At 41.4% G+C, this 22893-nt stretch carries 30 protein-coding genes; 17 read left to right on the top strand and 13 right to left on the bottom strand.

Annotated features, from left to right (window positions below; translation table 11 throughout):
- Positions 1 to 14: 14 nt before the first annotated feature.
- Entirely contained in the window at positions 15 to 884 is an 870-nt protein-coding gene (locus KCV09_RS06105; protein WP_004938639.1) for a DUF2797 domain-containing protein, read from the bottom strand.
- A gap of 33 nt (positions 885 to 917) precedes the next feature.
- Between KCV09_RS06105 and KCV09_RS06100 the strand changes: the two genes are divergently transcribed.
- Entirely contained in the window at positions 918 to 1379 is a 462-nt protein-coding gene (locus tag KCV09_RS06100; RefSeq protein WP_025094806.1) for a DUF6231 family protein, read from the top strand.
- A gap of 104 nt (positions 1380 to 1483) precedes the next feature.
- On the top strand, positions 1484 to 2110 hold the full coding sequence (locus tag KCV09_RS06095; protein ID WP_055414627.1) for a YidB family protein: 627 nt from the start codon (positions 1484 to 1486) through the stop codon (positions 2108 to 2110).
- Positions 2111 to 2149: 39 nt separating this feature from the next.
- Here KCV09_RS06095 and KCV09_RS06090 read toward each other — a convergent pair whose 3' ends face one another.
- The 3 genes from KCV09_RS06090 to KCV09_RS06080 all read right to left on the bottom strand — a co-directional run bounded on the left by KCV09_RS06090 (position 2150) and on the right by KCV09_RS06080 (position 4196).
- Positions 2150 to 3241: a porin gene (locus KCV09_RS06090; RefSeq protein ID WP_212515686.1), complete on the bottom strand. Its 1092-nt coding sequence runs from the start codon at positions 3239 to 3241 to the stop codon at positions 2150 to 2152.
- Between the two features lie 240 nt (positions 3242 to 3481).
- Positions 3482 to 3895 (bottom strand): HIT family protein, encoded by a 414-nt coding sequence (locus KCV09_RS06085; RefSeq protein ID WP_025094803.1) that lies wholly within the window; start codon positions 3893 to 3895, stop codon positions 3482 to 3484.
- A 31-nt stretch (positions 3896 to 3926) separates the two neighbouring features.
- Positions 3927 to 4196: a YARHG domain-containing protein gene (locus KCV09_RS06080; protein WP_004938629.1), complete on the bottom strand. Its 270-nt coding sequence runs from the start codon at positions 4194 to 4196 to the stop codon at positions 3927 to 3929.
- Between the two features lie 333 nt (positions 4197 to 4529).
- Between KCV09_RS06080 and KCV09_RS06075 the strand changes: the two genes are divergently transcribed.
- On the top strand, positions 4530 to 5048 hold the full coding sequence (locus KCV09_RS06075; RefSeq protein WP_119689612.1) for a hotdog fold domain-containing protein: 519 nt from the start codon (positions 4530 to 4532) through the stop codon (positions 5046 to 5048).
- A gap of 83 nt (positions 5049 to 5131) precedes the next feature.
- Here the strand turns inward: KCV09_RS06075 and KCV09_RS06070 are convergent, their stop codons facing one another.
- Both KCV09_RS06070 and KCV09_RS06065 read right to left on the bottom strand, forming a co-directional pair.
- On the bottom strand, positions 5132 to 6004 hold the full coding sequence (locus tag KCV09_RS06070) for an NAD(P)-dependent oxidoreductase (RefSeq protein ID WP_151815595.1): 873 nt from the start codon (positions 6002 to 6004) through the stop codon (positions 5132 to 5134).
- A gap of 4 nt (positions 6005 to 6008) precedes the next feature.
- Entirely contained in the window at positions 6009 to 7106 is a 1098-nt protein-coding gene (locus KCV09_RS06065) for an alpha/beta fold hydrolase (protein ID WP_228301589.1), read from the bottom strand.
- A 139-nt stretch (positions 7107 to 7245) separates the two neighbouring features.
- Between KCV09_RS06065 and KCV09_RS06060 the strand changes: the two genes are divergently transcribed.
- The 8 genes from KCV09_RS06060 (at position 7246) to KCV09_RS06025 (ending at position 13626) form a co-directional block, all read left to right on the top strand.
- Positions 7246 to 8436 (top strand): O-succinylhomoserine sulfhydrylase, encoded by a 1191-nt coding sequence (locus KCV09_RS06060; protein WP_004948053.1) that lies wholly within the window; start codon positions 7246 to 7248, stop codon positions 8434 to 8436.
- Between the two features lie 44 nt (positions 8437 to 8480).
- Positions 8481 to 8810: a YbaB/EbfC family nucleoid-associated protein gene (locus KCV09_RS06055; RefSeq protein WP_004938624.1), complete on the top strand. Its 330-nt coding sequence runs from the start codon at positions 8481 to 8483 to the stop codon at positions 8808 to 8810.
- Positions 8811 to 8823: 13 nt separating this feature from the next.
- Positions 8824 to 9420, top strand: coding sequence for a recombination mediator RecR (recR, locus tag KCV09_RS06050; RefSeq protein ID WP_004948051.1), 597 nt, complete (start codon positions 8824 to 8826; stop codon positions 9418 to 9420).
- A 218-nt stretch (positions 9421 to 9638) separates the two neighbouring features.
- A complete protein-coding gene (locus tag KCV09_RS06045) occupies positions 9639 to 10781 on the top strand; it encodes a ribonuclease D (RefSeq protein WP_212515685.1) in 1143 nt (380 codons plus the stop codon).
- A 90-nt stretch (positions 10782 to 10871) separates the two neighbouring features.
- Positions 10872 to 11177: a YcgL domain-containing protein gene (locus KCV09_RS06040; RefSeq protein ID WP_004938621.1), complete on the top strand. Its 306-nt coding sequence runs from the start codon at positions 10872 to 10874 to the stop codon at positions 11175 to 11177.
- The gene (locus KCV09_RS06035) at positions 11170 to 11556 is read left to right on the top strand and encodes a hypothetical protein (protein WP_025094797.1); all 387 of its coding nucleotides are present in this window, start codon (positions 11170 to 11172) and stop codon (positions 11554 to 11556) included. Before KCV09_RS06040 ends, KCV09_RS06035 begins: the two co-directional genes overlap by 8 nt.
- A gap of 18 nt (positions 11557 to 11574) precedes the next feature.
- A complete protein-coding gene (locus KCV09_RS06030; protein WP_004938619.1) occupies positions 11575 to 12426 on the top strand; it encodes an AAA family ATPase in 852 nt (283 codons plus the stop codon).
- Between the two features lie 12 nt (positions 12427 to 12438).
- The gene (locus tag KCV09_RS06025) at positions 12439 to 13626 is read left to right on the top strand and encodes a vWA domain-containing protein (protein ID WP_055414621.1); all 1188 of its coding nucleotides are present in this window, start codon (positions 12439 to 12441) and stop codon (positions 13624 to 13626) included.
- 103 nt (positions 13627 to 13729) lie between these two features.
- On the opposite strand, the gene KCV09_RS06020 is transcribed toward KCV09_RS06025, so the two are convergent.
- The 3 genes from KCV09_RS06020 to KCV09_RS06010 form a co-directional block, all read right to left on the bottom strand.
- Positions 13730 to 14161 (bottom strand): CBS domain-containing protein, encoded by a 432-nt coding sequence (locus KCV09_RS06020; RefSeq protein WP_004938616.1) that lies wholly within the window; start codon positions 14159 to 14161, stop codon positions 13730 to 13732.
- Between the two features lie 131 nt (positions 14162 to 14292).
- Positions 14293 to 14667: a DUF2750 domain-containing protein gene (locus tag KCV09_RS06015; RefSeq protein ID WP_004938614.1), complete on the bottom strand. Its 375-nt coding sequence runs from the start codon at positions 14665 to 14667 to the stop codon at positions 14293 to 14295.
- A 126-nt stretch (positions 14668 to 14793) separates the two neighbouring features.
- Complete coding sequence (locus KCV09_RS06010) at positions 14794 to 15027, bottom strand: SEL1-like repeat protein (protein ID WP_004938612.1); 234 nt, start codon at positions 15025 to 15027, stop codon at positions 14794 to 14796.
- A gap of 223 nt (positions 15028 to 15250) precedes the next feature.
- On the opposite strand from KCV09_RS06010, the gene KCV09_RS06005 reads away from it, so the two are divergent.
- Together KCV09_RS06005 and KCV09_RS06000 are read left to right on the top strand one after the other, a co-directional pair.
- Positions 15251 to 15610 (top strand): hypothetical protein, encoded by a 360-nt coding sequence (locus KCV09_RS06005; RefSeq protein WP_004938610.1) that lies wholly within the window; start codon positions 15251 to 15253, stop codon positions 15608 to 15610.
- Between the two features lie 85 nt (positions 15611 to 15695).
- On the top strand, positions 15696 to 16022 hold the full coding sequence (locus KCV09_RS06000) for a hypothetical protein (RefSeq protein ID WP_004948039.1): 327 nt from the start codon (positions 15696 to 15698) through the stop codon (positions 16020 to 16022).
- 9 nt (positions 16023 to 16031) lie between these two features.
- Here KCV09_RS06000 and KCV09_RS05995 read toward each other — a convergent pair whose 3' ends face one another.
- Entirely contained in the window at positions 16032 to 17543 is a 1512-nt protein-coding gene (locus KCV09_RS05995; RefSeq protein WP_212515684.1) for a M16 family metallopeptidase, read from the bottom strand.
- Between the two features lie 3 nt (positions 17544 to 17546).
- Positions 17547 to 18890, bottom strand: a complete 1344-nt coding sequence (locus KCV09_RS05990) for a M16 family metallopeptidase (protein WP_228301588.1) — start codon at positions 18888 to 18890, stop codon at positions 17547 to 17549.
- A gap of 231 nt (positions 18891 to 19121) precedes the next feature.
- Between KCV09_RS05990 and ftsY the strand changes: the two genes are divergently transcribed.
- The 4 genes from ftsY (at position 19122) to KCV09_RS05970 (ending at position 22453) form a co-directional block, all read left to right on the top strand.
- A complete protein-coding gene (gene ftsY / locus KCV09_RS05985; RefSeq protein ID WP_004938599.1) occupies positions 19122 to 20243 on the top strand; it encodes a signal recognition particle-docking protein FtsY in 1122 nt (373 codons plus the stop codon).
- A gap of 194 nt (positions 20244 to 20437) precedes the next feature.
- Positions 20438 to 21034, top strand: a complete 597-nt coding sequence (locus KCV09_RS05980) for a nitroreductase family protein (RefSeq protein WP_004948029.1) — start codon at positions 20438 to 20440, stop codon at positions 21032 to 21034.
- Between the two features lie 163 nt (positions 21035 to 21197).
- Positions 21198 to 21836 carry a DUF2057 family protein gene (locus KCV09_RS05975; RefSeq protein ID WP_004948026.1) on the top strand — a complete coding sequence of 213 codons (639 nt, stop codon included), beginning with the start codon at positions 21198 to 21200 and terminating at the stop codon, positions 21834 to 21836.
- A gap of 80 nt (positions 21837 to 21916) precedes the next feature.
- The gene (locus KCV09_RS05970; RefSeq protein ID WP_004948023.1) at positions 21917 to 22453 is read left to right on the top strand and encodes a GNAT family N-acetyltransferase; all 537 of its coding nucleotides are present in this window, start codon (positions 21917 to 21919) and stop codon (positions 22451 to 22453) included.
- Positions 22454 to 22491: 38 nt separating this feature from the next.
- Here the strand turns inward: KCV09_RS05970 and KCV09_RS05965 are convergent, their stop codons facing one another.
- Positions 22492 to 22788 (bottom strand): cyd operon YbgE family protein, encoded by a 297-nt coding sequence (locus KCV09_RS05965; RefSeq protein ID WP_212515682.1) that lies wholly within the window; start codon positions 22786 to 22788, stop codon positions 22492 to 22494.
- 3 nt (positions 22789 to 22791) lie between these two features.
- Positions 22792 to 22893, bottom strand: coding sequence for a cytochrome bd-I oxidase subunit CydX (gene cydX / locus KCV09_RS05960; RefSeq protein ID WP_004938584.1), 102 nt, complete (start codon positions 22891 to 22893; stop codon positions 22792 to 22794).

Genomic DNA, 22893 nt, shown 5'->3' with positions numbered 1-22893 from the left:
TCCTTTAACTGAATTTAAGTACGGATAATCAGTTCATAACCTGAATACTTTCGAACATTGATCACGCCTTGTTCAAAAATCAGATATTGACCTTTGATCCCGTGTAAAACACCACGAATGGTAGGGGTTTTATCCAGATTCAATGATTTAATTTTTTCTGGATATTGCTCTACCGGATAAATAAATTCGCGTGGTTTTTCATTTTCAAGCAATTCAATCGTTTCATTAAATTCAAGGTTTTGTCCAAACTCATCCCGAATCGCCTGAATTTTAGGTGCAAATTCTTGCACAAGCTGATCGCGTTGCTCTATAAGGTCTAGCGGCTCTGCTTCACCTTTCAGTAGCTTACGCCAGTCAGTTTTATCTGCAACCTGAGAGCCAAATAAAGTTTCGATATGACCCGATAAACGACGCGAACCAACACGAAAAATAGGTAAGGCTTGTGTCGCACCTTGATCAAGCCATCGGGTTGGCATGTGGCTGATACGAGTGATTCCCACTTTTAATGCACTTGAATTCGCCAAGTAAACGATATGCGGCTGAAAGCACACATTGTGTGCAAACTCATTTTCACGGCAGGTACCCAAATGATAATGACAGGTTTCGGGCTTCATAATACATAGGTCACATTCTGCTTTGGTTTTAAAGCATTTAAAGCAGTGACCCTGTGCATATGATTTAGGTGTTTTAGCACCACAAGAAGTGCAATAAATATTACCTGTCCATTCAATTTCGACTTCTTGGCCCGGTACAAATGGAAGATCAACTTCTGAACGATTTAGAACAAATTTGTATTCAACATTTGCCTTGCTTGTGTGTGGATCAGTTACACTACAGTCTTTGGCAGCTGCGTGCATTTTATGGCAAATGCCTTGTAGTTCCATGAATTTAAACTCTCATCAAGAAAGGTTGCAGTTATGGCTGAACAGAATGTCATCACTTCTATGCTAGACGATTTATCAAGTGAACAGCCCATACATACTGCACTTTGTATAGGTCAGAATATTGACCAAAATAGCGCAATTCAGTGGCATTATTTTAGCGTAAATGCGTTTTTAAGTCTTCCTTTTACGCAGCGTTATGATTTGGGTTTTGTTGTTTTTGATACCGCTGAAATGCAAAACATTTCAGAGACAGAAAAAGCGCAAGTACTGGTCCGTTTGCGTGATTTAATGGCCAAACGGATTGTGGTGGTCAGTAAAAGACAAGACGAGAAATTATTGCGCTCATTAGGATTTACCCAGTTAATTGATAAAACCCTTCACGAGGCAGATTTTGCGTTATGGCAATTTAACATTTTGACCTATAAACATGTACCAGACTGGTTTAACTCCAAATTTTGGGCCAACCCTGAAAACTGGGATAAATTTCGTTGGTAATACATCATTGTTAAGTAAAAAAATACAAATTGTATTTTGAATCCGCTCTCTGCTTTTTCTATGCTGTTTAAGACGATAGAAAAAATGATGGCAGGATTCAAACAATGACAGATTTAAAAAATATTGTTGAAACGCTCGCAAAGCAGGCGCTTGGCAATAATTCCCAATCTTCGCAAAATAGCGGGCTGGGTGGGATTTTAGGTAGTGTACTTGGGCAACTCAGTGGCCAAACGCAGCAGCAACAAGCGAATCCGCAGCAAAATACCAATACTGGATTAGGCGGGATTTTAAGCTCAGTGCTCAATCAGTTTGGAAACAGCTCAAATACATCGGCAACGGGAGCAGGCAAAAGTACAGCGCAAACGTTACTGATTGCAGTTGTACCACTTATTTTGGCATGGATTCAAAAGCAAGGTGGTTTGCAAGGCGCGCTCGATAAGCTTAAAAATGCAGGTCTGGGTACTCAGGTGCAAAGCTGGGTGGATCCTCAGCAAACCAATAACCACGATGTGGCTAAGGAGCAGGTTGAGCAGCTTTTTGATGATCAAGAGGTCGAGCAGGTGGCACAGCAAACTCAAGCACCTAAGCAGGATGTATATAGTGCTATTTCGTCAGTTTTGCCACAAATTATCAACTCGTTAACGCCTCAAGGCGATAAGACCAACTCACAAGAAGCCAATCAAGATATTCAAAATGTGCTTAATTTGGTTTCGGGTTTCTTAAAAAAATAAAAGGGCATTAGCCCTTTTATTTTATGTAAGCTGTAAGGCTTAGAAATTGTATTCCATACCTAAACCAATCACGGTACGCTTATCATCGCTAGCTAACCAGTCACGTTTTTGCTGAGCCAACACGCCGTACAAGCGGGCTTGCTTATTGAGGTTGTAATCTACCCCAAGGCCATATTGTGAAATCTTGCGATCTGAACGCGTATCTACAGACGTATCTGAGGCAATATATTCAGCTTTGAGTTTCCATGGTGTTGATGGGAACGCATACGCTGCAGTAATACCATAAGCATCTTCTTCAAGGCCACGGTATGAGGTCACAACAGAGCTTGCAGTGGTCGATACAGTATCGTCAGTTGGTTTGGCATTTTGCCATAACGCACCTACCACAAAACCATCTAGACCATAAGTTGCAAAATCAACCGAACCGGTCAGACGGATTGCATCTGAGTAAATGCCAGAAAGGTTGTAGGCATTGTATTTACCAGCCACACCAAAGTTACCTGCAATAGCAGCAGCCAAACCATATTTTTTGTTTTCGTAGCTGAGTGAGGTTGAAATACTGTCACCAAAGCCATTACGTTTGCCTTCTTGGCCCAAAGCAGTATTGTCACCAGTATTTTGTTCGCCTTGCTGCGCCATGATATTGAACTGCAAACCCGGAATGATCAGATTTTTATCAGTTTCAAAGCCAATCACGTTGTTCAGACGCTCTTCACCATGTAGTACAGAGGTCATATCCAAAATGGTGTGATCGTTAAAGATGTCTTGGTTGTTACCCGCCGCAGTTTTAAAGTAAGAATCGTATTTACCTGCTTTAAGGCTACCGATATCCTTGAATTTTAAGCCCAAGTAACGGTTACGCGCATTCAAGTCACCGTCAGAGCCAGAACCATCAGTCGAAATTGCCCATTCTGCCAAATATAGTACAGAAAGTTTATCGGTTAATTTTTCTTCGCCTTTAATCCCGATACGTGAAGCATTTGAGTTAAGCGCTGTCACGTTGTTGCCTGCAAAGTCGAAATTATCAGCCTGATCCAAAGTCACGTTCAACTTACCATATAGTGTAGGTGCAGCTTGAACAGTACTAAACCCCAACGTTGAAACAGCAGCAACAAGAAGCAATTTTTTCATTAAATATCTCCACGATTTTTTGTAACTGGCAGAAGATCCAATTCACTTTTATAAGTTTGCTTCTGTACAAAAAGTTACATAAGCTCACCAACTTGCTAAGCAGTATCTGCAAACTTTGTTACAAAGGGGTGAAGACTAAGTGACAATTTAATGACGAGTTATGGAAAACTTATCTTTATTCTATATGCTTAAATTGACCAATAAAAAAGGAGCCGAAGCTCCTTTTAATTTCTATAACGACTAGAGTGCAGCTTTAATTTTTTCTGCAAACCCAGCAATTTTCTCTTGATCACCCATTTGGGCTGCATGGCGGCCGAGTTCATGAATTGAACTTGGAATCAGATGAAAGTGTACGTGTGGAACCGTTTGACCTGCCGCCGCACCAGATAATTGCATTAATACAATGCCTTTTGCATCAAGTGCTTTCTCAATTGCCTGCGCAACTTTTTGCACAATTTGAATGGTGTAGGCTGCTGCATCAGCTGGTAAATCCAGCAGAGTTTCAGCAGGAGTTTTTGGTATCACAAGTGTATGACCATCGGCCTGAGGCATGATATCCATAAATGCAAGCACGTGATCATCTTCATACACTTTTATAGCCGGAAGTTCACCACGTAAAATACGCGCAAAAATGTTTTGGTCATCGTAAGCCATGTTTATTCCTTATCAACATCAACAGCAGGGATTATTTACAGTTCAATTCTTTCTGACGATCTTTGATCTGGTCAAGTCGTTGCTGCTCTTTGTCTGAAAACTTTGGCTTGGTGGTAAAGCAGTTATCATTACCATATTTGGCTTTCGCTTCCGGATCTTTAAAGCAGAAGCCTTTTGCTGCATAAATGAGGTTGTAATCATCTTGCAGTTTTTTACACTCTTGTTCAGGTGTTGCAGCGAACACTGAGGCACCACTTAAGGTAATGAGTCCAGTAAAAAATGCAACAGCAAGCTTATTCATGCGCTTTTCCTCTTGTATCGTCGACTTAATTGTAACGACCTATTTCCCAATATAAGGGGTTTCAAAAATAATTCAATGCTGAATAATTACTCAAGTGTAATTTCGCTTCATATTTCATCCATATCTTGTAAAAAAGCGCCGATAATTCTTGTTGGACTTCATGAGGCGATAAAAAGAGCTTAGTTTTTATGGTTTTAAATGAGTGGTTCAGTTTTTATTGTTATCAAAAGTGCATCTGGGTGATACCCTCAATTTCAGTTTAGTGCGTGATTTGAGTACGGTAGTTAAGATCACCCCAGTGTAATGCAATCAAATTCTCAAAAGAGCAAAGACATGAGTCATTATATTTCAAGTTTAAAAGCAAAATTTTTAAAGCAGCCGCATCTACATGAAAATGATGTATTGGCGCTATTTAAATCACTCCGCCATATACCGGGTGGTTTAACGGTTTTATCTAAAGTAGTGAGTCGGGTCGCACCTTATTTTAAAACAGTTGATCCTGTGATTGAGCATTTAGATACGCAAAGCTGTATCGCCCATATCAAGAAAAGAAGATCTTTAGAAAATCATATTGGCACAGTGCACGTGATTGCCATTTGTAATGGGCTTGAATTTGTAATGGGCGTATTGGCAGAAGCATCTGTTCCAAAACATTTACGTTGGTTACCCAAAGGAATGCAAGTCAGTTATTTGGCGAAGGCCGACTCAGATATCAAGCTGACCGCTTCGATTGCACAAGATTGGCATACGGGTGATTTTGAAATTCAGGTTCAGGCACACACAGCCGATGGCGTGTTGGTGGTTGATGGTGTCATTACCCTTTGGGTGACAGAAAAGAATAAAAAAAGGTAAAAGAACACTAGATGATTCTCTTACCTAAAAAATGACTTGTATGAATAGCTTATAGTAAAAGCATGCGACTTTTAAAATTTTGGCTATTCAAGTGTGATTTTGCTCCAAGATTCATAAAACTTTACAGCCGCAGAAAAATCACTATTTTCGTCGGCTGTTGCGCTTGCGGCCTGAATCAGGCTTTGCGTTAATCCTATCACTGGTGCAGGAAGTTTTGCAGATTGCAGTAAATCTAATGCAATTCCAGTGTCTTTTGCTAAGAGCGGAAGTGCAAATGTGACCGGAAAGCTTCGATTTAACACACGCTGAGGCAACACGGTTTCAGTCACGCCACTTTTTCCGCTTGAGGCATTGATGCAGTCTAGCGCTTCATTTAAATTAACGCCGTGGGCTTTGAGTGCAGTAAATCCTTCTGCCACCGACCACAGGTTAACTGCAAGCAACATGTTGTTGACGGCCTTCACGGCAAAGCCCGCACCAGATGTACCTACATGTTTGATCAATTTGCCAATCGCTTGCATCGCCGGATAGGCACGCTCAAAGGCAGCGGCATCACCACCGACCATCACGGTAAGTGTTGCATTTTCGGCGCCAATGGTCTGACCACTCACTGGTGCATCGAGATAATCTACATTTTGGGCTTTAAGTGTTTCAGACAAGGTGCGCGCCGAGTCTGGCACGCCACTGGTACAATCTACCCAGATGGTGCCGGGTTTAAGTTGTAACGATTCAATCAGGTTTTCGACATCTCTACTGGTAGGTAAACATGAAAAAATAACATCGGCTTGTACAGCCTGTTCAAGTTCAACTGCCTGAGTACCATACTCATTGGCGTGTTGTTTGGCTTTTTCAAAGTTTCGATTCCATACATAGACCGTGTCAAAATGCTTCGGTAAATGCGACGCCATACGATATCCCATAGCGCCTAAACCGATAAATGCAACTGATTGAATCATAGATTTACTCTTTCTTTATTTGCGTTGAACGTTGTATTAACCAATCTTTAAACTGCGGCCAAAACTCTTCGGAACTGGCTTGGCTCGACATCAAACCCAGATGTCCACCCGGAATAAGAGTAAACGTGACATCTGTACTGTTTGTCAATTTAATTAATGGTTTTACCGCGTCTGCTGTGACGAGCTGATCGGAACGACCTGCACCCACCAAAAGCGCGCAATCAATATTCTTTAGATCGACTATGGTATTTTTAAGCTGAATTTTGCCATCTTTTAATGGATTTTGTAGCCAAACATTAAATAGCATGTCCTGATTGATTCCCCCCGGATAATCAATCATGTTATTTAAAAAGTGACTCAGTGTGGCATGCTCCTGAACCAGTTTTTTGCTTTCAAGATTTTTAAGTAACTGTACGTGACCATCAATCCAGCCTTTAGGATCTAAAATTTTAAATCCCAACGCATTTAACACGCCCGGCGTATGAATCAGTTTTTTGGGTAAACCCGCATAAATGCGACGTTCAAGAGACGGATTTTTTTGGATGGTGTTATGGACAAAACGATACAGCTTGCCAATTCTTCCCGAGGCATAACTATCGATAGGGCTTCCCAGTACAATCAGGTTTTTTACATGCTTCGCATGATGCAAGGCGGTATAGAGCATGACAAAAATCCCAGCCATACTCCAGCCATGCAACGACACCTGATCACTTTTGGCGTGTGCGCAAATCATCTTTAAATAACGCGGTAGGGCGTCATCGATGAACGATAAAAAATTCAGATGTCGATCACGATAGCTTAAACGGCCCCAGTCAATCAGATAGATATCAAATCCGTTTTCTTGAAAGTAACGAATCAATGAGCGATACGGATAAAGATCGTAAATGGCCATGTTGATGGCAAGCGGTGCAACAAAAACCAGAGGTTCTTTATATCGTTTAGTGCTTGCTGCATAATAGCGGATGCGTGTTTGCCCAAACTCACCAATCACCTGATAAGGCGTAGTTTGAGAAATAACGAGAGATTCTTCCCTAAAGAGTCGAGCCGAAAGATGTTTAAGCTTGATCTGCTGGTTGTGAATAAGGGATTTGAGTGAATCCATTCTTTGCATTTTCCAAAATCCGAAAGGGTTTGGATGCAGTCTAAGCGATTAATTGATCTTTTACCTTGACCTTAAATACATGACACGCTCAAAATGTTGGCATTTTTATATGAGCGGTCTTAAGACTGAGAGCACAGCAATGCATAGCCATGACGATGAATTAGAATATCAAGTAGACACATTATCCATTCGAACCGGTCATAACCGCAGCTTTGAAGGCGAACATGCCGAGCCGATTTATTTGACGTCATCTTTTGTTTATAAAAATGCAGCTGAAGCGGCATCAAAATTTTCAGGTGAAGTGTCGGGCAATATTTATTCTCGTTTTACCAACCCAACGGTGGCCATGTTTGAAAAGCGTCTAGCGGCAATGGATGGTGCAGAACGTGCGATTGCGACCAGCTCGGGAATGGGTGCAATTTTGTCAGTTTGTATGGCATTTTTAAAAGCGGGCGATCATGTCATTTGTTCGCGTGCCGTTTTTGGTTCAATTGTGGCTTTGTTTGAAAAGTACATCGCAAAATTCGGTGTAGAGGTTACCTTTGTCGATTTAAACGACATGGATGCATGGAAAAATGCCTTGCGTCCTGAAACAAAAATCTTATTTGCAGAGTCGCCATCGAATCCGTTAGCTGAGGTTGCTGATATTCCCGCATTGTCAGAAATTGCTCATTCACAAAATGCCATGCTGGTGATCGATAACTGCTTTTGTACACCTGTATTGCAACAGCCCCTCAAATTAGGGGCAGATTTGGTGATCTACTCTGCAACTAAATATATCGATGGGCAAGGCCGTGCATTAGGTGGTGCAGTCACAGGTAGCCATAAGTTGCTTGAGGAAGTCTTTGGCGTGGTACGTACATTAGGGCCATCGATGAGTCCTTTTAACGCATGGATTTTCCTTAAAGGGCTTGAAACGCTGAAACTCAGAATGAGAGTGCATTGTGAAAATGCACAAAAAATCGCGGAATGGCTCAACCAACATGAGAAAGTGGAAAAAGTCTATTATGCGGGTTTACCAGAGCATATTGGTCATGAACGTGCAGCCAAGCAGCAAAAAGGTTTTGGTGGCATTGTTTCTTTTGTGGTGAAAGGTGGCCGTGAAGGTGCGTGGAAAGTAATCGATAACACTCGATTTATTTCAATTACAGGTAACTTTGGTGATGCCAAATCGACGATTACGCATCCTGCAACCACAACCCATGGTAAATTATCGCCTGAAGCGAAACAGGCCGCCGGTATTCAAGAAGGTTTGATTCGTTTATCTGCGGGCTTGGAAGATGTATCTGATATCATCCGTGATATCGAACGCGGACTTGATCTGATCTAATTTATATACAGTCAAACAAATTTACTGTTTTTGGAGGAATCCCGATGAACATTAATATGCTTATGCAGCAAGCACAGCGCATGCAAAAAGATATGGAAGCCAATACCAAAAAGGCCAAAGAAGAGCTTGCAAAAACCGAAGTACAGGCAGAAGCGGGTGGTGGTTTAGTTAAAGTGACCATGACAGGCCGTTTTGTTGTCAAACGTATCGAGATTAGTCCGGATCTGCTACAAGATGAACCTGACATGATTGAAGACTTAATCGCTGCTGCAGTAAACGACGCGGTACGTCAAGCTGAAGCAGTTGCAGAAGAAAAAATGAAAGGTGCAAATGCAGGCATGGGCTTACCGCCTGGCCTATCTGGTTTATTTTAAGGACCCATAAAGCGTGTTTAGCGATCGATTTGAACAACTTGTTCAAGCACTGCGAATTTTACCAAGTGTTGGGCCGAAATCGGCTCAGCGCATGGCTTTGCATCTGCTCATGAAAAATAGAGAAGGCGCGTTTGCGCTGTCTCATGCGCTACATGAAGCTTCAAGTCATATTCATGCCTGTCGTATTTGCAATTCACTGACTGAAAATGAGGTCTGTGATATTTGCTTATCTAATGAACGTGACGGGCAGGTACTCTGTGTGGTGGAATCACCCGCAGATGTCATGGCCATAGAGCAAAGCGGAAGCTTTCGCGGTAAATATCATGTATTGGGTGGGCATCTGTCGCCTCTAGATGGTATTGGGCCTGAAGAAATCGGTATTCCGCAACTGATTCAGCGTTTGAGTCAGGGTGAAATTGAAGAAGTGATTCTAGCAACCAATGCAACGGTAGAAGGTCAGGCAACTGCGCACTATTTGCTCGAAGCCACCAAGCATTTACCGATACATATGACACGCATTGCACAAGGTGTACCTCAAGGCGGCGAGCTTGAATATGTCGATAGCCATACCCTGAGTCAGGCTGTGCATAATCGAATGCAAATGAAATAGTCTTTTTGAATGATTTTTATCATTTGGTCTATTTGAACCTGCATATTTTAGAATGTGCAGGTCACTATAAAATGAAGAATGTGCTTATAAAATAAGCGATTTTGTGGGTTTGTCTAAAAAATAAAATATTAGGAATAGTTTGTCTGGCAAAAGTTGCAATTGAAGTGGTATATATATGCCAGAATATTAAATGCACCTTGTGGCTAAATCGGGAAAAAATGTTTCAGTTTATCCAGCAGCAAGATCAACTTGCTGATGTTTTATCAATCATGAACCAATGTTCAGTGTATGGGCTGGATACAGAGTTCATCAAAGTGGATACGCTTTGGCCTAAATTAGGTGTTTTTCAAATCAATTTAAATGGTACTGTCTTTTTACTCGATGGGGCCAGACTCGATTTAAGTGAATTTTGGAATAAGCTTTTTGCAGCAGAGCAAAACGTTTTTCACGCCTGCGGCGAAGATATCGATCTGATTTATCACTATGCGCAGCGTAAATATCTAGACAATGTATTTGATACCCAAGTGGGATTGTCTTTTTTAGGCCATGGTTTGCAAGTGAGCTATCAGGCCGCGCTCAAACTCATTTTAAATATTGATATCGAAAAAGATCAAACCCGATCTGACTGGCTCGCAAGACCACTCAGTGAAGAACAGCTCCAATACGCCGCCAATGACGTACTGTATATTTTACAATTGTCTGATGAAATCAAAGCGCAATTACAGGCCAAACAATTGTGCGATTTCGTGATCGAAGACTGCCGGCATCTGACCAAAGAAATTGGAACCGAAACACCCCAGCATTTACTATATACCGATGTTGCGAATTATCGCCATTCTCGGCGTCAACTGATGCAGTTACAGCAACTCACTGTGTGGCGCGAACAACTGATTAAGGCGATCAACCAGCCACGCAGTTTTATCTTAAAAAATGCGACCATGATTGATCTGGTCGAAAAAAATCCAAAAAATACCTTTCAGTTGTCGCAAGTTAAGGATATCCGTCCCAATATCGTGCGAGAGCATGGCAAAACTATTCTAGATTTACTTAAATTTTTACCTGAGCAGCACGAATGGCCACTACGTATGGCCAGACCTATCCGACATTCATCTCAAGAAATTACAAGTAAAATGAATCAATTGATTGACAATGTCGTGAATGAAACGCAGGTACCCAAAGAAGTCTTGCTGCGTAAGAAATGGTTAAATGCGTTGTATCAACATGTGGTGTTTCATCGCCACGAAGATGAATTACCCGAATACCTGCTTGGCTGGCGCTATCGCCTTTTGACCGAGCCTTTGATTGCGATTCTGCAACAAGATGAACAGTATCTATCGACGCAAATGAAGATAGAAATTTAAAATGTGGTACGACTGGTGCGTTGAAAAACATTCATGTATCTGTTGATTTTTTTAATGTATGCTTTTTTAGAGTTTTGAGAGTTGTGATTTATGCACTGTGATATTTACAGATCGAGTAAGAAAGATGAGATGTACGTTTATATAGCTCGTCCAGATTACCCAAATGATGATGTAGAAGGCAAAGATCCTTTAGAAATCTTACCTGAAACATTGCGTACGGCATTTGGTCGTCCGACATTTGTCATGCATCTTGAGCTTTCTCAAACACGCAAACTTGCACGTGTCAATGTTTTGCATGTCCTCGATTCACTTGAAACAAAAGGCTTTTTTATCCAAATGCCGCCAGAAGGGTTTATCAACTTATCTGATGAGCCAGAGGGATTACGTGGTGCTTGAACAACTTGCAGGAATTTGGAGCGGCTTACTTTCAGTGCTGGATTCAGTTCCTGAAGACAGCATTGCCATAACCGCTTATGTGGGCGGAACCCTAATTGTTTTGTGGTGCTGGTACAGTATCGCAAAACGCTTGCCGCGACTAATTGGTGGCGTAACGTGGATTGTACTGTTTGCCGTACTGGCCACGCCCACAATTTCTGAAGGAGTGAATGCCGGAATTGCACCTGCTATTTTTGGTGTGATTTTTGGTGTACTCACCAAAGAGCAACCGCTTATTTGGGCAAATTTGTCTTTAATTTTATTTGTAACAGGACTTGGGTTATTGATTGGCTATTTATGGTCAAATTATAGCGCAAACAAGGACACATCCTCTGTTTAATAAAAATAAAGGTAAAACATGACTGTCGACGCACAACAATTTACGGGTACAGATCAGTATATTGCAACTGAAGGTCTTAAACTGGCAGTAAAAGCAGCGCGCGCTTTGCAAAAGCCGCTGTTGATTAAGGGTGAACCGGGCACTGGTAAAACCTTGCTGGCAGAAGAAGTCGCGCAAAGTTTAGGCATGAAGCTCATTACGTGGCACATCAAATCTACCACGAAGGCACAGCAAGGCCTCTACGAGTATGATGCCGTTTCTCGCTTGCGTGACAGTCAGTTAGGCGATGATCGTGTTTATGATATAAAAAACTATATTAAACCCGGCAAATTATGGGAAGCTTTTCGTAGCGAGGAGCGATGTGTGTTGTTGATTGATGAAATTGACAAAGCCGACATCGAGTTTCCAAATGACCTACTGCACGAACTAGATAAAATGTCTTTCTACGTGTACGAAACTGGTGAAACGATTAGTGCAATTCAACGTCCGATCGTGATTATTACCTCGAATAATGAAAAAGAACTACCCGATGCATTTTTGCGCCGCTGCTTCTTTCATTATATTGAATTTCCAGATGAAGCGACTATGCGCGAAATTATTGATGTGCATTTTCCGCAGATCTCAAATACCTTGGTCAATGAAGCACTTCAGATTTTCTTTAAACTCAGACAAGTGCCTAATTTAAAGAAGCCACCTTCTACCTCAGAACTGATCGACTGGCTCAGCTTGCTTATGGCCGATGATATGCCTGAAGATATCTTACGCAATCATGATCGTACCAAGGCCATACCTCCGTTATATGGCGCATTGATTAAAAATGAACAGGATGTACAGTTACTCGAACGACTAGCATTTATGACACGTCGTTAAGGATGGTGCGCCATGTTCGTTCGATTGTTTTATACGCTACGCAAGTATGGTGTTCCGGTCACAACACGTGAGCTGATTGATCTTAATCAGGCGATTGCTCAAGGCGTTGTCTTTGCGGATCAAGAGGAATTTTATGAATTGGCCAAAACTATTTTGGTCAAAGACGAACGTTTCTTCGATAAATTTGATCGTGCCATTAAAGACTATTTTGATGGTATCGAAACCTATGATCTTGATGAGCTGCTTAAACAGGTTCAAAAACTCCCCAAAGACTGGTTTGATCTAGAACTACTAGAAAAGCATTTATCGTCTGAAGAACGAGAGGCACTTGAAAAGGCAGGCTCGATCGAGGCACTAATGAAAATGCTCGAAGAACGTCTTCAAGAGCAGCATAAGAAGCATCAAGGTGGCAATCGGATGATTGGCACAGGGGGTACTTCACCATTTGGTGCATTTGGCGATCATCCCGAGGGTGTTCGCATTGGTGGGCCGGGGCGAAAAAAATCTGCGGTTAAGGTTTGGGAACAACGCAAATATCAAAATCTGGATGATGAGCAAGTTTTAGGTACTCGGCAAATGCAGCTCGCATTAAGGCGATTACGTAAATTTGCGCGTCAAGGTGCTGCCGAAGAGCTAGATGTCGACAAAACTATTCATGAAACAGCCAAGCAAGGCATTTTAGATGTGCAAATGGTTCCAGAGCGACGCAATCGCATTAAGGTATTGATGTTATTTGATGTTGGTGGCTCGATGGATGCCCATGTGGCGCAATGTGAAAAATTATTTAGCGCTGCAAAGACTGAATTTAAGACACTTGAATACTTTTATTTCCATAATTGTTTATATGATTACGTCTGGAAGGATAATTATCGACGTACCTCAAGTCGCTTAAACACTTGGGACTTGTTGCATACTTATGGCCGTGATTATCGTGTGATCTTTGTTGGTGATGCCAGTATGGCGCCATATGAATTAAGATCGGTTGGTGGCTCGGTAGAATATATGAATGATGAGTCAGGTGAAGTGTGGTTACGCCGTTTGCGTCAGCACTTTGATAAGACTGCGTGGTTAAATCCAGAAGAAGAAGGGTATTGGAAATACACACAAACCATTGCACAGATTGATGAAATTTTTGAGAAGCATATGTATCCCATGACCCTCAAAGGGGTTGAGGACATGACACGTTATTTATCTCGATAATGATTGATGAAGGTGCTTTTATTTATTGATGTTGTGACTAAAACACACGCTTAGCCACCTTCAACGATGTGCTAGGCGCGTGTACGGCTTTAAACTTATAGCCTTAACCCGAGATATATTGCTTAAGCTGTACGATCAACTGACGTTGATCTTCCATAGCAGCCTTGACCAAGTCACCAATTGAAATAAGCCCTTGAAGTTTACCGTTTTCGACCACTGGAAGGTGACGTAAATGTCGGTCTGTCATGAGCTGTAAGCAATCTTCTACACTAAATGATTTATCAACTGTAAAAACTTTTGCAGTCATGATTTCGCTGACCAACGTGTTGTCTGAGGAACGTTCCATCAGCGTGATCTTGCGCATATAATCGCGTTCAGACAATATTCCCGCTACTGCATCATTTTCAACCACAACCAGCGCACCAATGCCTTTGTCTGCCATGAGGGTGATGGCCTCAAGTACTGTGGCGTCCGGTGAAATGGTATATACGGTGTGTTCACGTTTTTCATGTAAAACTTGGGCGACATTGGTCATATTCGGGTCCCTCTGGATGTTTTTGTTGTTCCCATTAAACTTAACTTGAATTAAGCAAAATTCAAATATGGGCTGATCAACAATTATGCAAAAAAATCACTTCCTACAAAAAAACTTATGACGAGATGGATTTACATTACATTCAACTGAGATTGCGCAAAAAAGAAATGACTCATTTGCGTAGTTGAGAGTTTAAATTTGCACTGCGATGAACTAAACAAGGCAGGCGTTACGTTTAACCGCTTTAAGGTGGGTAATAAAGCGGTTTGAAAATCCTGCGGCTTGATTTTTTTTGGAACATAATTAGGCCAATGCTTTTTGGCATAACGATGAGCTTGTACACCATTTAACCAAAAGGGAAAAATGAAACTGTCTTCGTCGGATTTAATTGCCCAGCCTTGATGGTAAAGACCCCAAAGTGTACCGCAGTACATCATTGTTTTAAGAATTGAAATTTTGAGAATTAAATCTTTAGAAGCTGGGGGAAGGTGAGTAATGCGTCTCATGATATAAATGTTCTAAAAATGCTTTTGTATTATAAAAAAGAAAGATTTAAGTTTCGTTTAAGTCTTGAATAAAATCGTAATTTTTTTTAACCGGACATTAAAAAACGCCACCTAGGTGACGTTTCATTATGCTTGCATTGTGGCCATCTTTTGCCAGTACTGGGCTTTCATCGAATCACGTTCTACGCGAAAACCTTGATAATAAAGTTCTGCCAAGAACAATGCCGCTTTACCATGGCCGGCACGGGCCGCTTCTTCGAGCTGTGTTACTGCGTCTTGAAAATTCATTTGTGATTGAATTGTGTTGACTGCAGTTGCATATACATGCTCTAACTCATGATGAGAGATTTGCTGAATCATAGTTAAAAACTCCTTATAGTTGTAGTTATGATTACATTTTTAGACTTATCTCAGTCTTGCGAACCAATTTAACAGTTCATTGTTAAACTAATATTACATTTTAGTGGATAAGTCAAACAATAAGTGGGGTAACTTTATTGTATTTCAAGTTTACATGATTAAACAATGAACTGAAATATTTTTTATTAAAATCAATTGAAGAATTATATCAAAGGAGAAAAACATGATAACCACGATTGATGGCTTTAACTTTGGCATCCCTTTTGATCGTAATGACATTATTGCCTTGGCTCAATATCATCGTCAACAGCTTGACGAGGCGGTATTTCACCAAGAAATTCACTTAGGGGACTACTGCTTAGCACAGCGTAAACGCGTGTATGATTATACTCGCCAGCTTGATCCAGAGCTTAAAGCTGAGTTTTATCGTATTTACGATGGAGAGCTGCTTCGTTTGGCCGACGAAGATGATTTGCATCCCGCAGATGCCGAAGGGGGACTAAGTTATTTTGCAATTGGCGTTACGCTTTTGTTAATTGCATTTATTTTGTATTTTGCTTTTGTGCGCGCATTAACCAGTTAATGTGCTCAAAAATGCGTTTCATTTCACACGATTACTTGTGAAAAGTCTCAATGAGTCATACACTACTTCAGATTCGAGGTAGGGTATGCTCATATCTAAACAAAACATTTTAAAACTTAAGTCAGAATTTAAAATTGAACGAATCTATAATGCCGTCGTTATTCTGATTATTTCTGCAATTCTTTTCTTTGGTTTTCAGTCTCTTCATAAGCCGATTAAGACTCAATATTATCGTCATATCGTGGCACTTTCGCAGCAGGCCAATAATCCAAAAACGCAAATTATGGCCAAGCACATATTGCAGCAATCTGAGATTGATTTGGGTGATTATTTAAAATTGATGCATGCGTATCAATTTGAAAAATCTCAAGCGCGTTATTATCCAGCAATTTCTTTAGACGACCCACAATAGACGATTGAGCTATTTTTGTACAGACTTTGCCGAGCTTGATAAGTTGTGCAGATTCTCTTTTAAAAGCGTTTCAATCTGTTCTGAACTGATATCTTGACCTGCCACAATCACGGTAAGGCGGTCGGGGTGAATGTGGCGACGAATGGCGTGCTGAATATCTTCTGCTTTAATCGCATTCAATGCTTTGGGATATTCTGTCAAATAGTCCGATGGCAACCCGTAAAAGCCAATTGCTCCGAGTTGGGCATTAATACTGGCATTGCTACTAAAGCTCATTGGAAATGCACGTAGCATGCCTATTTTGGTTTCTTGAAGTTGCTTTGAATCAATTGGTGTGTTTACAAAGTTGATTAAGGTTTGATGCGCCACGCGTATGCTTTCAAGAAGTTGTTTTTGCTGAGTGGAATAATTAAGCTGAAAAAGTCCTGAAGATTGGGTGAAGCTAAACGAACTGTATGCGCCGTAGGTATAGCCGCGTTTAACACGTAATTCTTTCATGAGTGCCGAGTTAAAGCCATTCCCTCCGAGCATTTGATTGGCAACTTCAAGCGCCAGAACGTCAGGATCGCTACGTTTCAAGCTTAGGTGCCCCATACTGACATGCGCCTGTGTGGCTGCATAAGGTAGAATTCGGACATCAAATCCCTGTTGCTCAAGTGCATCTGGTAGTGGTGCTGCAAGTTGCCCTTGAGGAAGGCGTTCAAAAATACGTGCTGATAATTGCTTGGCTTCTAGTGCATTGAGCTGTCCTGTTATAGCGAGGTTCATATTTTGCGCCACTAGAAATGTATCGCGAAATTGTTTTAATAAGACGGGTGTGAGTTTTTTTGTACTGACTACGGTGCCACTAGTTGGCTCTGCATAGGGATGATAGCCATAAATTGCACGGTACAAGGCAATATTGCTTAAACGTTCCGGATTTTCCTGAAGCTGTTTTTGTCCCACATTGGTATTGCTCAGTATCAAATTGAGTCCCGAAGGCTCAAAGCTTGAATGTTGAATCAGATCAAGCATTAAATCGACAGCCGGATTAAGCTTCTGGGGATCAGACAATACACGTAAGCGAATCACAAACATATCGCGGTAAGCTTGTACATTCAGCTTCGCTCCTAATTGCTCAAAACGATTTGCAATTTGCGCTGCACTTAAATCGGGTATTCCGTCATCGAGCAGTTTGGCAGTCATATTCGCAATACCATATAGCCCCTTGCCAAGTGATTCGTCTCTGGCAGAGCCGGCGTTAAAGGTCAATTGAATGTCGACCATTGGCAGCGCCTGCGACTCTACAAATAGCGAGCGAATGCCTTGTGGAGCGGGCAGTTCGACCACATACGGTGCGCTACTGGTCAAATCGTCTGATATGCTTTTTAGGCTTCTGAGCTGTTGAAGTGATTTAAGTTGTCCGCTTTCAGTTTCTGCCATGACATTTGCCGAATCGGTTATTTCGGCGTAGACCGTGGTACATAAAAAACTTGATAGCAGCAGTAATTGAAATGGTTCTAGGCAGAGGACTTTGTTCATGGGTTAATCTGCCTGTGTATCTTTAGAAGCGGGTTGCAAGTACAGTGTGGTCAGGTTGTCTCGAACAAAATAAGCATTTGCAACGCGCTGAATATCTTGTGGCTGAACGCTTTCATAGTGGCTTGGCAGTTCGTCAATCAGACGAAAACTTAATCCGTTCACTTCGAGATTTCCAATCATGTGTGCTTGTCCTGCAATATCGTCTTGGCTAAACACCAACTGTGAAACGAACCTTGATTTTACTCGTTGTAGTTCATTGTTATCTAAAGGCTGAGTTTTAAGTTGGTCTAGCTCTTCTTGAATAGCGTACTGTGCATCACGAAGTGATATGCCAGGCGCAGGCAGTGCGGTAATGGTAAACAAGCTATCGCCACGATTGTATGGTTCATAACTGACATTGATCGATGTTAAAATTTTCTTTTTGCGAATCAGCTCAGTTTGTAAGCGTGAAGAAACACCACCATTGAGTATGGATTGAATAATACTCAACGCATAGGCATCCTGCGGATTTTTAGCGGTGACTAAAGATTTAACATTCCATGCCATATAAAGGTTAGGGACCTGTACACCTAAACTGGATTCCATATGTCGGTAGCCAACACGTTCAAATTCAAGCAAATCGTTACGTGCGGGTAAGGGAGACGATGTGATTGAAGCAAAGTAGGTGTGAACTTGTTTGAGTGTTTGCTCTGCATCTACATCTCCAATAATCACCAATGTTGCATTGTTTGGTGTATACCAAGTCTTATACCAGTCTTTGAGCTGATCAAGCTTGAGATTTTGAAGATTTTTAATATATCCAGCGACAGGCTGTCGATAGGTACTGGTGGGATAGGTAAGCCATTGAAAGCGTTCAAATCCTAAAGCAGTCGGTTTATCTTCAATTCGCTGGCGACGCTCTTCCATCACCACCTGAATTTCGGTATCGAAATCTTGCTGTCTCATGCGTAGATTTTTCATTCGGTCGGCCTCGAGTTCGAGTGCCAATGGTAAATAGGCTTTAGGGTATAACTGATAGTAATAGGTGTAGTTACTCGCAGTTGCAGCATTGACACGACCGCCGTAAATTCGGCTTAAGCGAGTGAACTCATTGTCTGGTACTTTGGTGGTGCCTTTGAACATCATGTGCTCTAAAGCGTGTGAAATTCCCATAAGGTGGCCGGGTTCGTCGGCACTTCCCACACCATACCAGAGTTGTACCACTGCAATCGGGGCACGGTGATCCTCACGGATAATGACTTTCAGGCCGTTTGAAAGCGTACTTTCTACAATGCTACGCGATAACTGACTCTCAGCCGCTTGTAGCGTCGATACTTTACATACAACTAAAACACTTAAACCACACAAAAAGGAATGAACGCCTTTACGTAAAAATGTCTTATATTTCGCTTTTAACACAATCCAATCCGTGACAAGGCGCTTGATCTTGAGTTCTATTGTTGAAAAAACATTTTTTGAAAACAATGTTTTCCTGTTGTGATTTAGTTATGCCGCTTCCTGTGCCAGATATTCACAGGCATGGCGCTGAAACTGTGTTAAACTCTCGCTTTTAACCCGCTGCTTTTCAAGGGAATCGGCATGCAACAGCAATCCAATATGCACAATAAATTCTTGATAGATGCTGATATCGGTGATGACGATGTCACATTACCTAATTTACCAGCAGTTGATGTGCCTATTGTTGAATCTCATACAACAAATTTCACCGCAGCCCCTACACCTGCGGTACAAGAACAAAAAATAGAAACTGAACAGACTGAAGAGACATCAGCAAAAGGTGGTTTTTTCAGTCGAATGAAAGAAGGTTTAACCAAAACCCGTCGGAACCTTGCTGACGGAATGGTAAATATTCTGATTGGTGGTAAAGAAATTGATGATGAGTTGCTCGAAGAGGTTGAAGAGCAATTACTGGTGGCCGATATTGGTGTCGAAGCAACCAAAACCATTATTACCAACTTGACCGAACGAACTGCGCGTGGCGATTTGATTTATTCGCACTCGTTATATAAGGCTTTGCAAGAAGAACTTGTAGCACTGCTTGCACCACGCGTTAAACCGTTGCATATCGATCCGAATAAGGCGCCGTATGTGATTTTAATGGTAGGTGTCAACGGTGTGGGGAAAACCACCACCATCGGTAAACTTGCAAAACGTTTACAAGGCGAAGGCAAGAAAGTTATGCTGGCTGCTGGCGATACTTTCCGTGCTGCTGCCACTGAGCAATTACAAATCTGGGGTGAACGCAACAATATTCCAGTTGTAGCGCAAGGCCATGGCGCAGACAGTGCATCGGTTATTTTCGATGCCTTCGAAAGTGCGCGTGCTAAAGGAATAGATGTTCTGATTGCAGATACGGCTGGACGTTTACACAACAAGAGCAATTTGATGGAAGAGCTCAAAAAAGTAAAGCGTGTCATGCAAAAGATTGATGCAACTGCACCGCATGAAATCATGTTGGTGGTTGATGCCGGAACAGGTCAAAATGCGATTAATCAAGTGCAAGAGTTTGATCAAGCCGTTGGATTAACAGGACTGACCATCACGAAGCTGGATGGAACTGCAAAGGGTGGTGTACTTTTCAATATTGCAAGTCGTACTCACGTACCCATTCGCTTTATTGGTGTGGGTGAGAAAATTGATGATTTGCGTCCTTTTTCTGCTAAATCATTTGTTGCAGCGTTATTTGAAACTGAGAAGTAACAAATCGCTTAGTTTGATTTCAAAACTCCACATTATGTGGAGTTTTTGTTTCAATCTGCTTAATAATATAAAATTGTCCTATAAATAAAACGATATGTCGTACATTTAATACTGATTTCAACATATGACCTCGATAAACTTGACTCATTCAAAGACAACTGGCCTGCGTGCCTTAAATCGATAGGACACAAAAAATGGTTTCATTTTTAGACAAAATTAAAGAACGCCGCTCAATCTATGCCATTGGTAAAAATGTTGCCTTAGAGCAACACCAGATCGAAGACATCATTAAAGATGCCGTAAAACATAGCCCGTCTTCATTTAACTCACAGTCATCACGTGTCGTGATTTTATTTGGTGAGTCACACCATCAGTTCTGGAATATCGTACGTGAAACACTACGTAAAATCGTACCAGCAGATGCATTTGAAGGGACCAATGCCAAGATTGATAGCTTTGCTGCAGGTTTTGGTACAGCATTGTTTTATGAAGATCAGGCTGTGATTAAAGGGTTACAAGAGCAATTCGCTGCTTACGCTGATAATTTCCCAGTATGGTCTGAACATTCGTCTGCAATTGCACAATTTGCGACATGGACTGCGCTTGCAGATCATAACATTGGCGCATCTTTACAGCACTACAACCCAATTATTGATGAAGAAGTTGCACAAACTTTTGACGTTCCAGCGAACTGGAAGCTTCGTGCACAACTGGTATTTGGTTCAATTGAAGCACCAGCGGGTGAAAAAACATTTATGAATGATGAAGAGCGTTTTAAAACCTTTAACTAATTCATATTGAATATAAAAAAAGAGCATCTAGGATGCTCTTTTTTTATAAAGAGATTTATTGAACTAATCATCAGTTAATTCGCATAAGTGTCATAAAATTGTCATGCTCTCGTTGCATAGTGCCTGCACTGAATCGAAAAAATGATCCAAAAGAAGGTAGGCCATGACATTTAGATTAACTGCTGCTGTACTGGGATTGATGCTAAGCAGCTCTGTGTTCGCAGCTGCAACATTGACCACACCAGAAGAAATTGTAATTCTTGCTGTCAATGATCAAGAAGTGAATAGCGGACTATTTCGTGGCACTAAAAATGTGTTTAAAGTCGATTCAGGTGAAAATAGCCTAAGTGTTCGTTATCAAGGCTACTTTGGTCATAATGATGGTGAGCATGACATTTTAAAGTCAGGTGTAATTACATTGAAAACACCTGCACTACAAGACAATCAAACCTATCGCCTTGCATTGATCAATGCACCTCAAGAGTTTGAGGCTGCCAAAAAATATGCCGAACAACCGACCATTGGTTTGTATAACAGTGCCAATCAATTGCTTGTTCAGCAAACAGGTGCCAATACACAATCTAAGCCTTGGTTAAGTGGTGGTATTTTTGGTAAAGCCTATGATCTGACGCAAAAAAAGACAACAGCGATTCAGCAGCCTGCACCTGTCTACACAACGGTTCATACAGCAAATACGGCTTCGGTTGCTGCTAGTGGCCAGAGTTTAGTTGATGTTTGGAAAAAGTCCTCCAACGCTGAACGTCAAAAATTTATGGCCTGGTTGGCAGAGCAAGCACAGTAAATAAATAACTGACTGAATTTTGTTGGAATTAAAGTGCATTTAGAGTAGTTTGAGGGTATGAATTTTTGTGTAAATAGCGCATGCACAACCTCACTATTCGAGAAGCACAACCTGACGACCTAACAACTTTAGTCGAGATCATTAATCAATCGTATCGAGCTGGCGGACAGCGTAGCTGGACCTCAGAGCAAGGGCTGGTACAAGGGCAGCGTATTGATTTCGATCAGTTGAAGCAGCTCTTTTATAAGAGCAACGTAACGCTTTTGGTTGGAGAAATTTTCACTGCAAGCCAGCATAGTCCTGTTACTGTTGCTTGTCTGGCCTTAAGCTCTAACAAAGATCGGGTTGAAATTGGCACTTATTGCGTAGCACCAGCATATCAAAATTTAGGATTAGGACGACAAGTACTATCTTTGGCTGAAGCCTATGCGCTTCAGAAGTATCCAAATCTGAAAATTTTTGAAATGTATGTACTAGATGTCAGGACTGAGCTTATCGCATTTTATTTGCGTGCAGGCTATATCAAAAGCGGCCATACAGAACCTTATCCGGTTGATGCAGATGTCGGCGTACCATGTGTGCCGATTGAGTTGATTCATCTATATAAATCTATTTAAATTATCCACCCTCCCTAAGCAGGGTGGATAAATAAGTTCTAGGGTATATACCATAGTACGTAGCCCAACAGCATGAGTGGCCAAGAAATTAACGGGCTAAAGAGCAGTTTCCAAAGCCAAAATTTTGGAATAAATCCCACGCCATGAACAAATCCACCGCAAATCCCAAACATGATCAGTGTTAAAGCACCGTGACTATAATTTCCATATTGATCAAGCATGAGATTCGGATAGACCATCATGATTGCGGCCAGTGGTAAAGCCATTAAAAATGAGATCAGTCTAGTCCAGCTTATGAATCGATGACATAAAGGAGTGGATATATCGACTGACATGATCTAATCCTCATCGAGATTCTGATGATGTTCAATATAAAGTGCCCCTAATACACTGGCAAAACAGGCCATCAATATTCCTAAAATCCATGCAAAGTACCACAT

The organism is Acinetobacter soli, assembly GCF_018139125.1.
In the GTDB taxonomy this organism is placed as follows: Bacteria; Pseudomonadota; Gammaproteobacteria; order Pseudomonadales; family Moraxellaceae; genus Acinetobacter; species Acinetobacter soli.
Note: the sequence above shows the minus strand (reverse complement) of the source record. Positions and strands in the feature narration are given on the sequence as shown.

Excerpts from the sequence above, each read along its gene's own strand:
- KCV09_RS06005 (WP_004938610.1), top strand. The coding sequence starts at position 15,251 with ATGATAACCACGATTGATGGCTTTAACTTTGGCATCCCTTTTGATCGT.
- KCV09_RS06105 (WP_004938639.1), bottom strand. The coding sequence starts at position 884 with ATGGAACTACAAGGCATTTGCCATAAAATGCACGCAGCTGCCAAAGAC.
- KCV09_RS06075 (WP_119689612.1), top strand. The coding sequence starts at position 4,530 with ATGAGTCATTATATTTCAAGTTTAAAAGCAAAATTTTTAAAGCAGCCG.
- KCV09_RS06070 (WP_151815595.1), bottom strand. The coding sequence starts at position 6,004 with ATGATTCAATCAGTTGCATTTATCGGTTTAGGCGCTATGGGATATCGT.
- KCV09_RS05965 (WP_212515682.1), bottom strand. The coding sequence starts at position 22,788 with ATGTCAGTCGATATATCCACTCCTTTATGTCATCGATTCATAAGCTGG.
- ftsY (WP_004938599.1), top strand. The coding sequence starts at position 19,122 with ATGCAACAGCAATCCAATATGCACAATAAATTCTTGATAGATGCTGAT.
- KCV09_RS06095 (WP_055414627.1), top strand. The coding sequence starts at position 1,484 with ATGACAGATTTAAAAAATATTGTTGAAACGCTCGCAAAGCAGGCGCTT.
- KCV09_RS05980 (WP_004948029.1), top strand. The coding sequence starts at position 20,438 with ATGGTTTCATTTTTAGACAAAATTAAAGAACGCCGCTCAATCTATGCC.
- KCV09_RS06015 (WP_004938614.1), bottom strand. The coding sequence starts at position 14,667 with ATGAGACGCATTACTCACCTTCCCCCAGCTTCTAAAGATTTAATTCTC.
- KCV09_RS06025 (WP_055414621.1), top strand. The coding sequence starts at position 12,439 with ATGTTCGTTCGATTGTTTTATACGCTACGCAAGTATGGTGTTCCGGTC.
- KCV09_RS06000 (WP_004948039.1), top strand. The coding sequence starts at position 15,696 with ATGCTCATATCTAAACAAAACATTTTAAAACTTAAGTCAGAATTTAAA.
- KCV09_RS06045 (WP_212515685.1), top strand. The coding sequence starts at position 9,639 with ATGTTTCAGTTTATCCAGCAGCAAGATCAACTTGCTGATGTTTTATCA.
- KCV09_RS06100 (WP_025094806.1), top strand. The coding sequence starts at position 918 with ATGGCTGAACAGAATGTCATCACTTCTATGCTAGACGATTTATCAAGT.
- KCV09_RS06065 (WP_228301589.1), bottom strand. The coding sequence starts at position 7,106 with ATGGATTCACTCAAATCCCTTATTCACAACCAGCAGATCAAGCTTAAA.
- KCV09_RS06060 (WP_004948053.1), top strand. The coding sequence starts at position 7,246 with ATGCATAGCCATGACGATGAATTAGAATATCAAGTAGACACATTATCC.
- KCV09_RS06010 (WP_004938612.1), bottom strand. The coding sequence starts at position 15,027 with ATGATTCAGCAAATCTCTCATCATGAGTTAGAGCATGTATATGCAACT.
- cydX (WP_004938584.1), bottom strand. The coding sequence starts at position 22,893 with ATGTGGTACTTTGCATGGATTTTAGGAATATTGATGGCCTGTTTTGCC.
- KCV09_RS06085 (WP_025094803.1), bottom strand. The coding sequence starts at position 3,895 with ATGGCTTACGATGACCAAAACATTTTTGCGCGTATTTTACGTGGTGAA.
- KCV09_RS05995 (WP_212515684.1), bottom strand. The coding sequence starts at position 17,543 with ATGAACAAAGTCCTCTGCCTAGAACCATTTCAATTACTGCTGCTATCA.
- KCV09_RS06030 (WP_004938619.1), top strand. The coding sequence starts at position 11,575 with ATGACTGTCGACGCACAACAATTTACGGGTACAGATCAGTATATTGCA.
- KCV09_RS05970 (WP_004948023.1), top strand. The coding sequence starts at position 21,917 with ATGCACAACCTCACTATTCGAGAAGCACAACCTGACGACCTAACAACT.
- KCV09_RS06080 (WP_004938629.1), bottom strand. The coding sequence starts at position 4,196 with ATGAATAAGCTTGCTGTTGCATTTTTTACTGGACTCATTACCTTAAGT.
- KCV09_RS06020 (WP_004938616.1), bottom strand. The coding sequence starts at position 14,161 with ATGACCAATGTCGCCCAAGTTTTACATGAAAAACGTGAACACACCGTA.
- KCV09_RS06090 (WP_212515686.1), bottom strand. The coding sequence starts at position 3,241 with ATGAAAAAATTGCTTCTTGTTGCTGCTGTTTCAACGTTGGGGTTTAGT.
- KCV09_RS06055 (WP_004938624.1), top strand. The coding sequence starts at position 8,481 with ATGAACATTAATATGCTTATGCAGCAAGCACAGCGCATGCAAAAAGAT.
- KCV09_RS05975 (WP_004948026.1), top strand. The coding sequence starts at position 21,198 with ATGACATTTAGATTAACTGCTGCTGTACTGGGATTGATGCTAAGCAGC.
- KCV09_RS06040 (WP_004938621.1), top strand. The coding sequence starts at position 10,872 with ATGCACTGTGATATTTACAGATCGAGTAAGAAAGATGAGATGTACGTT.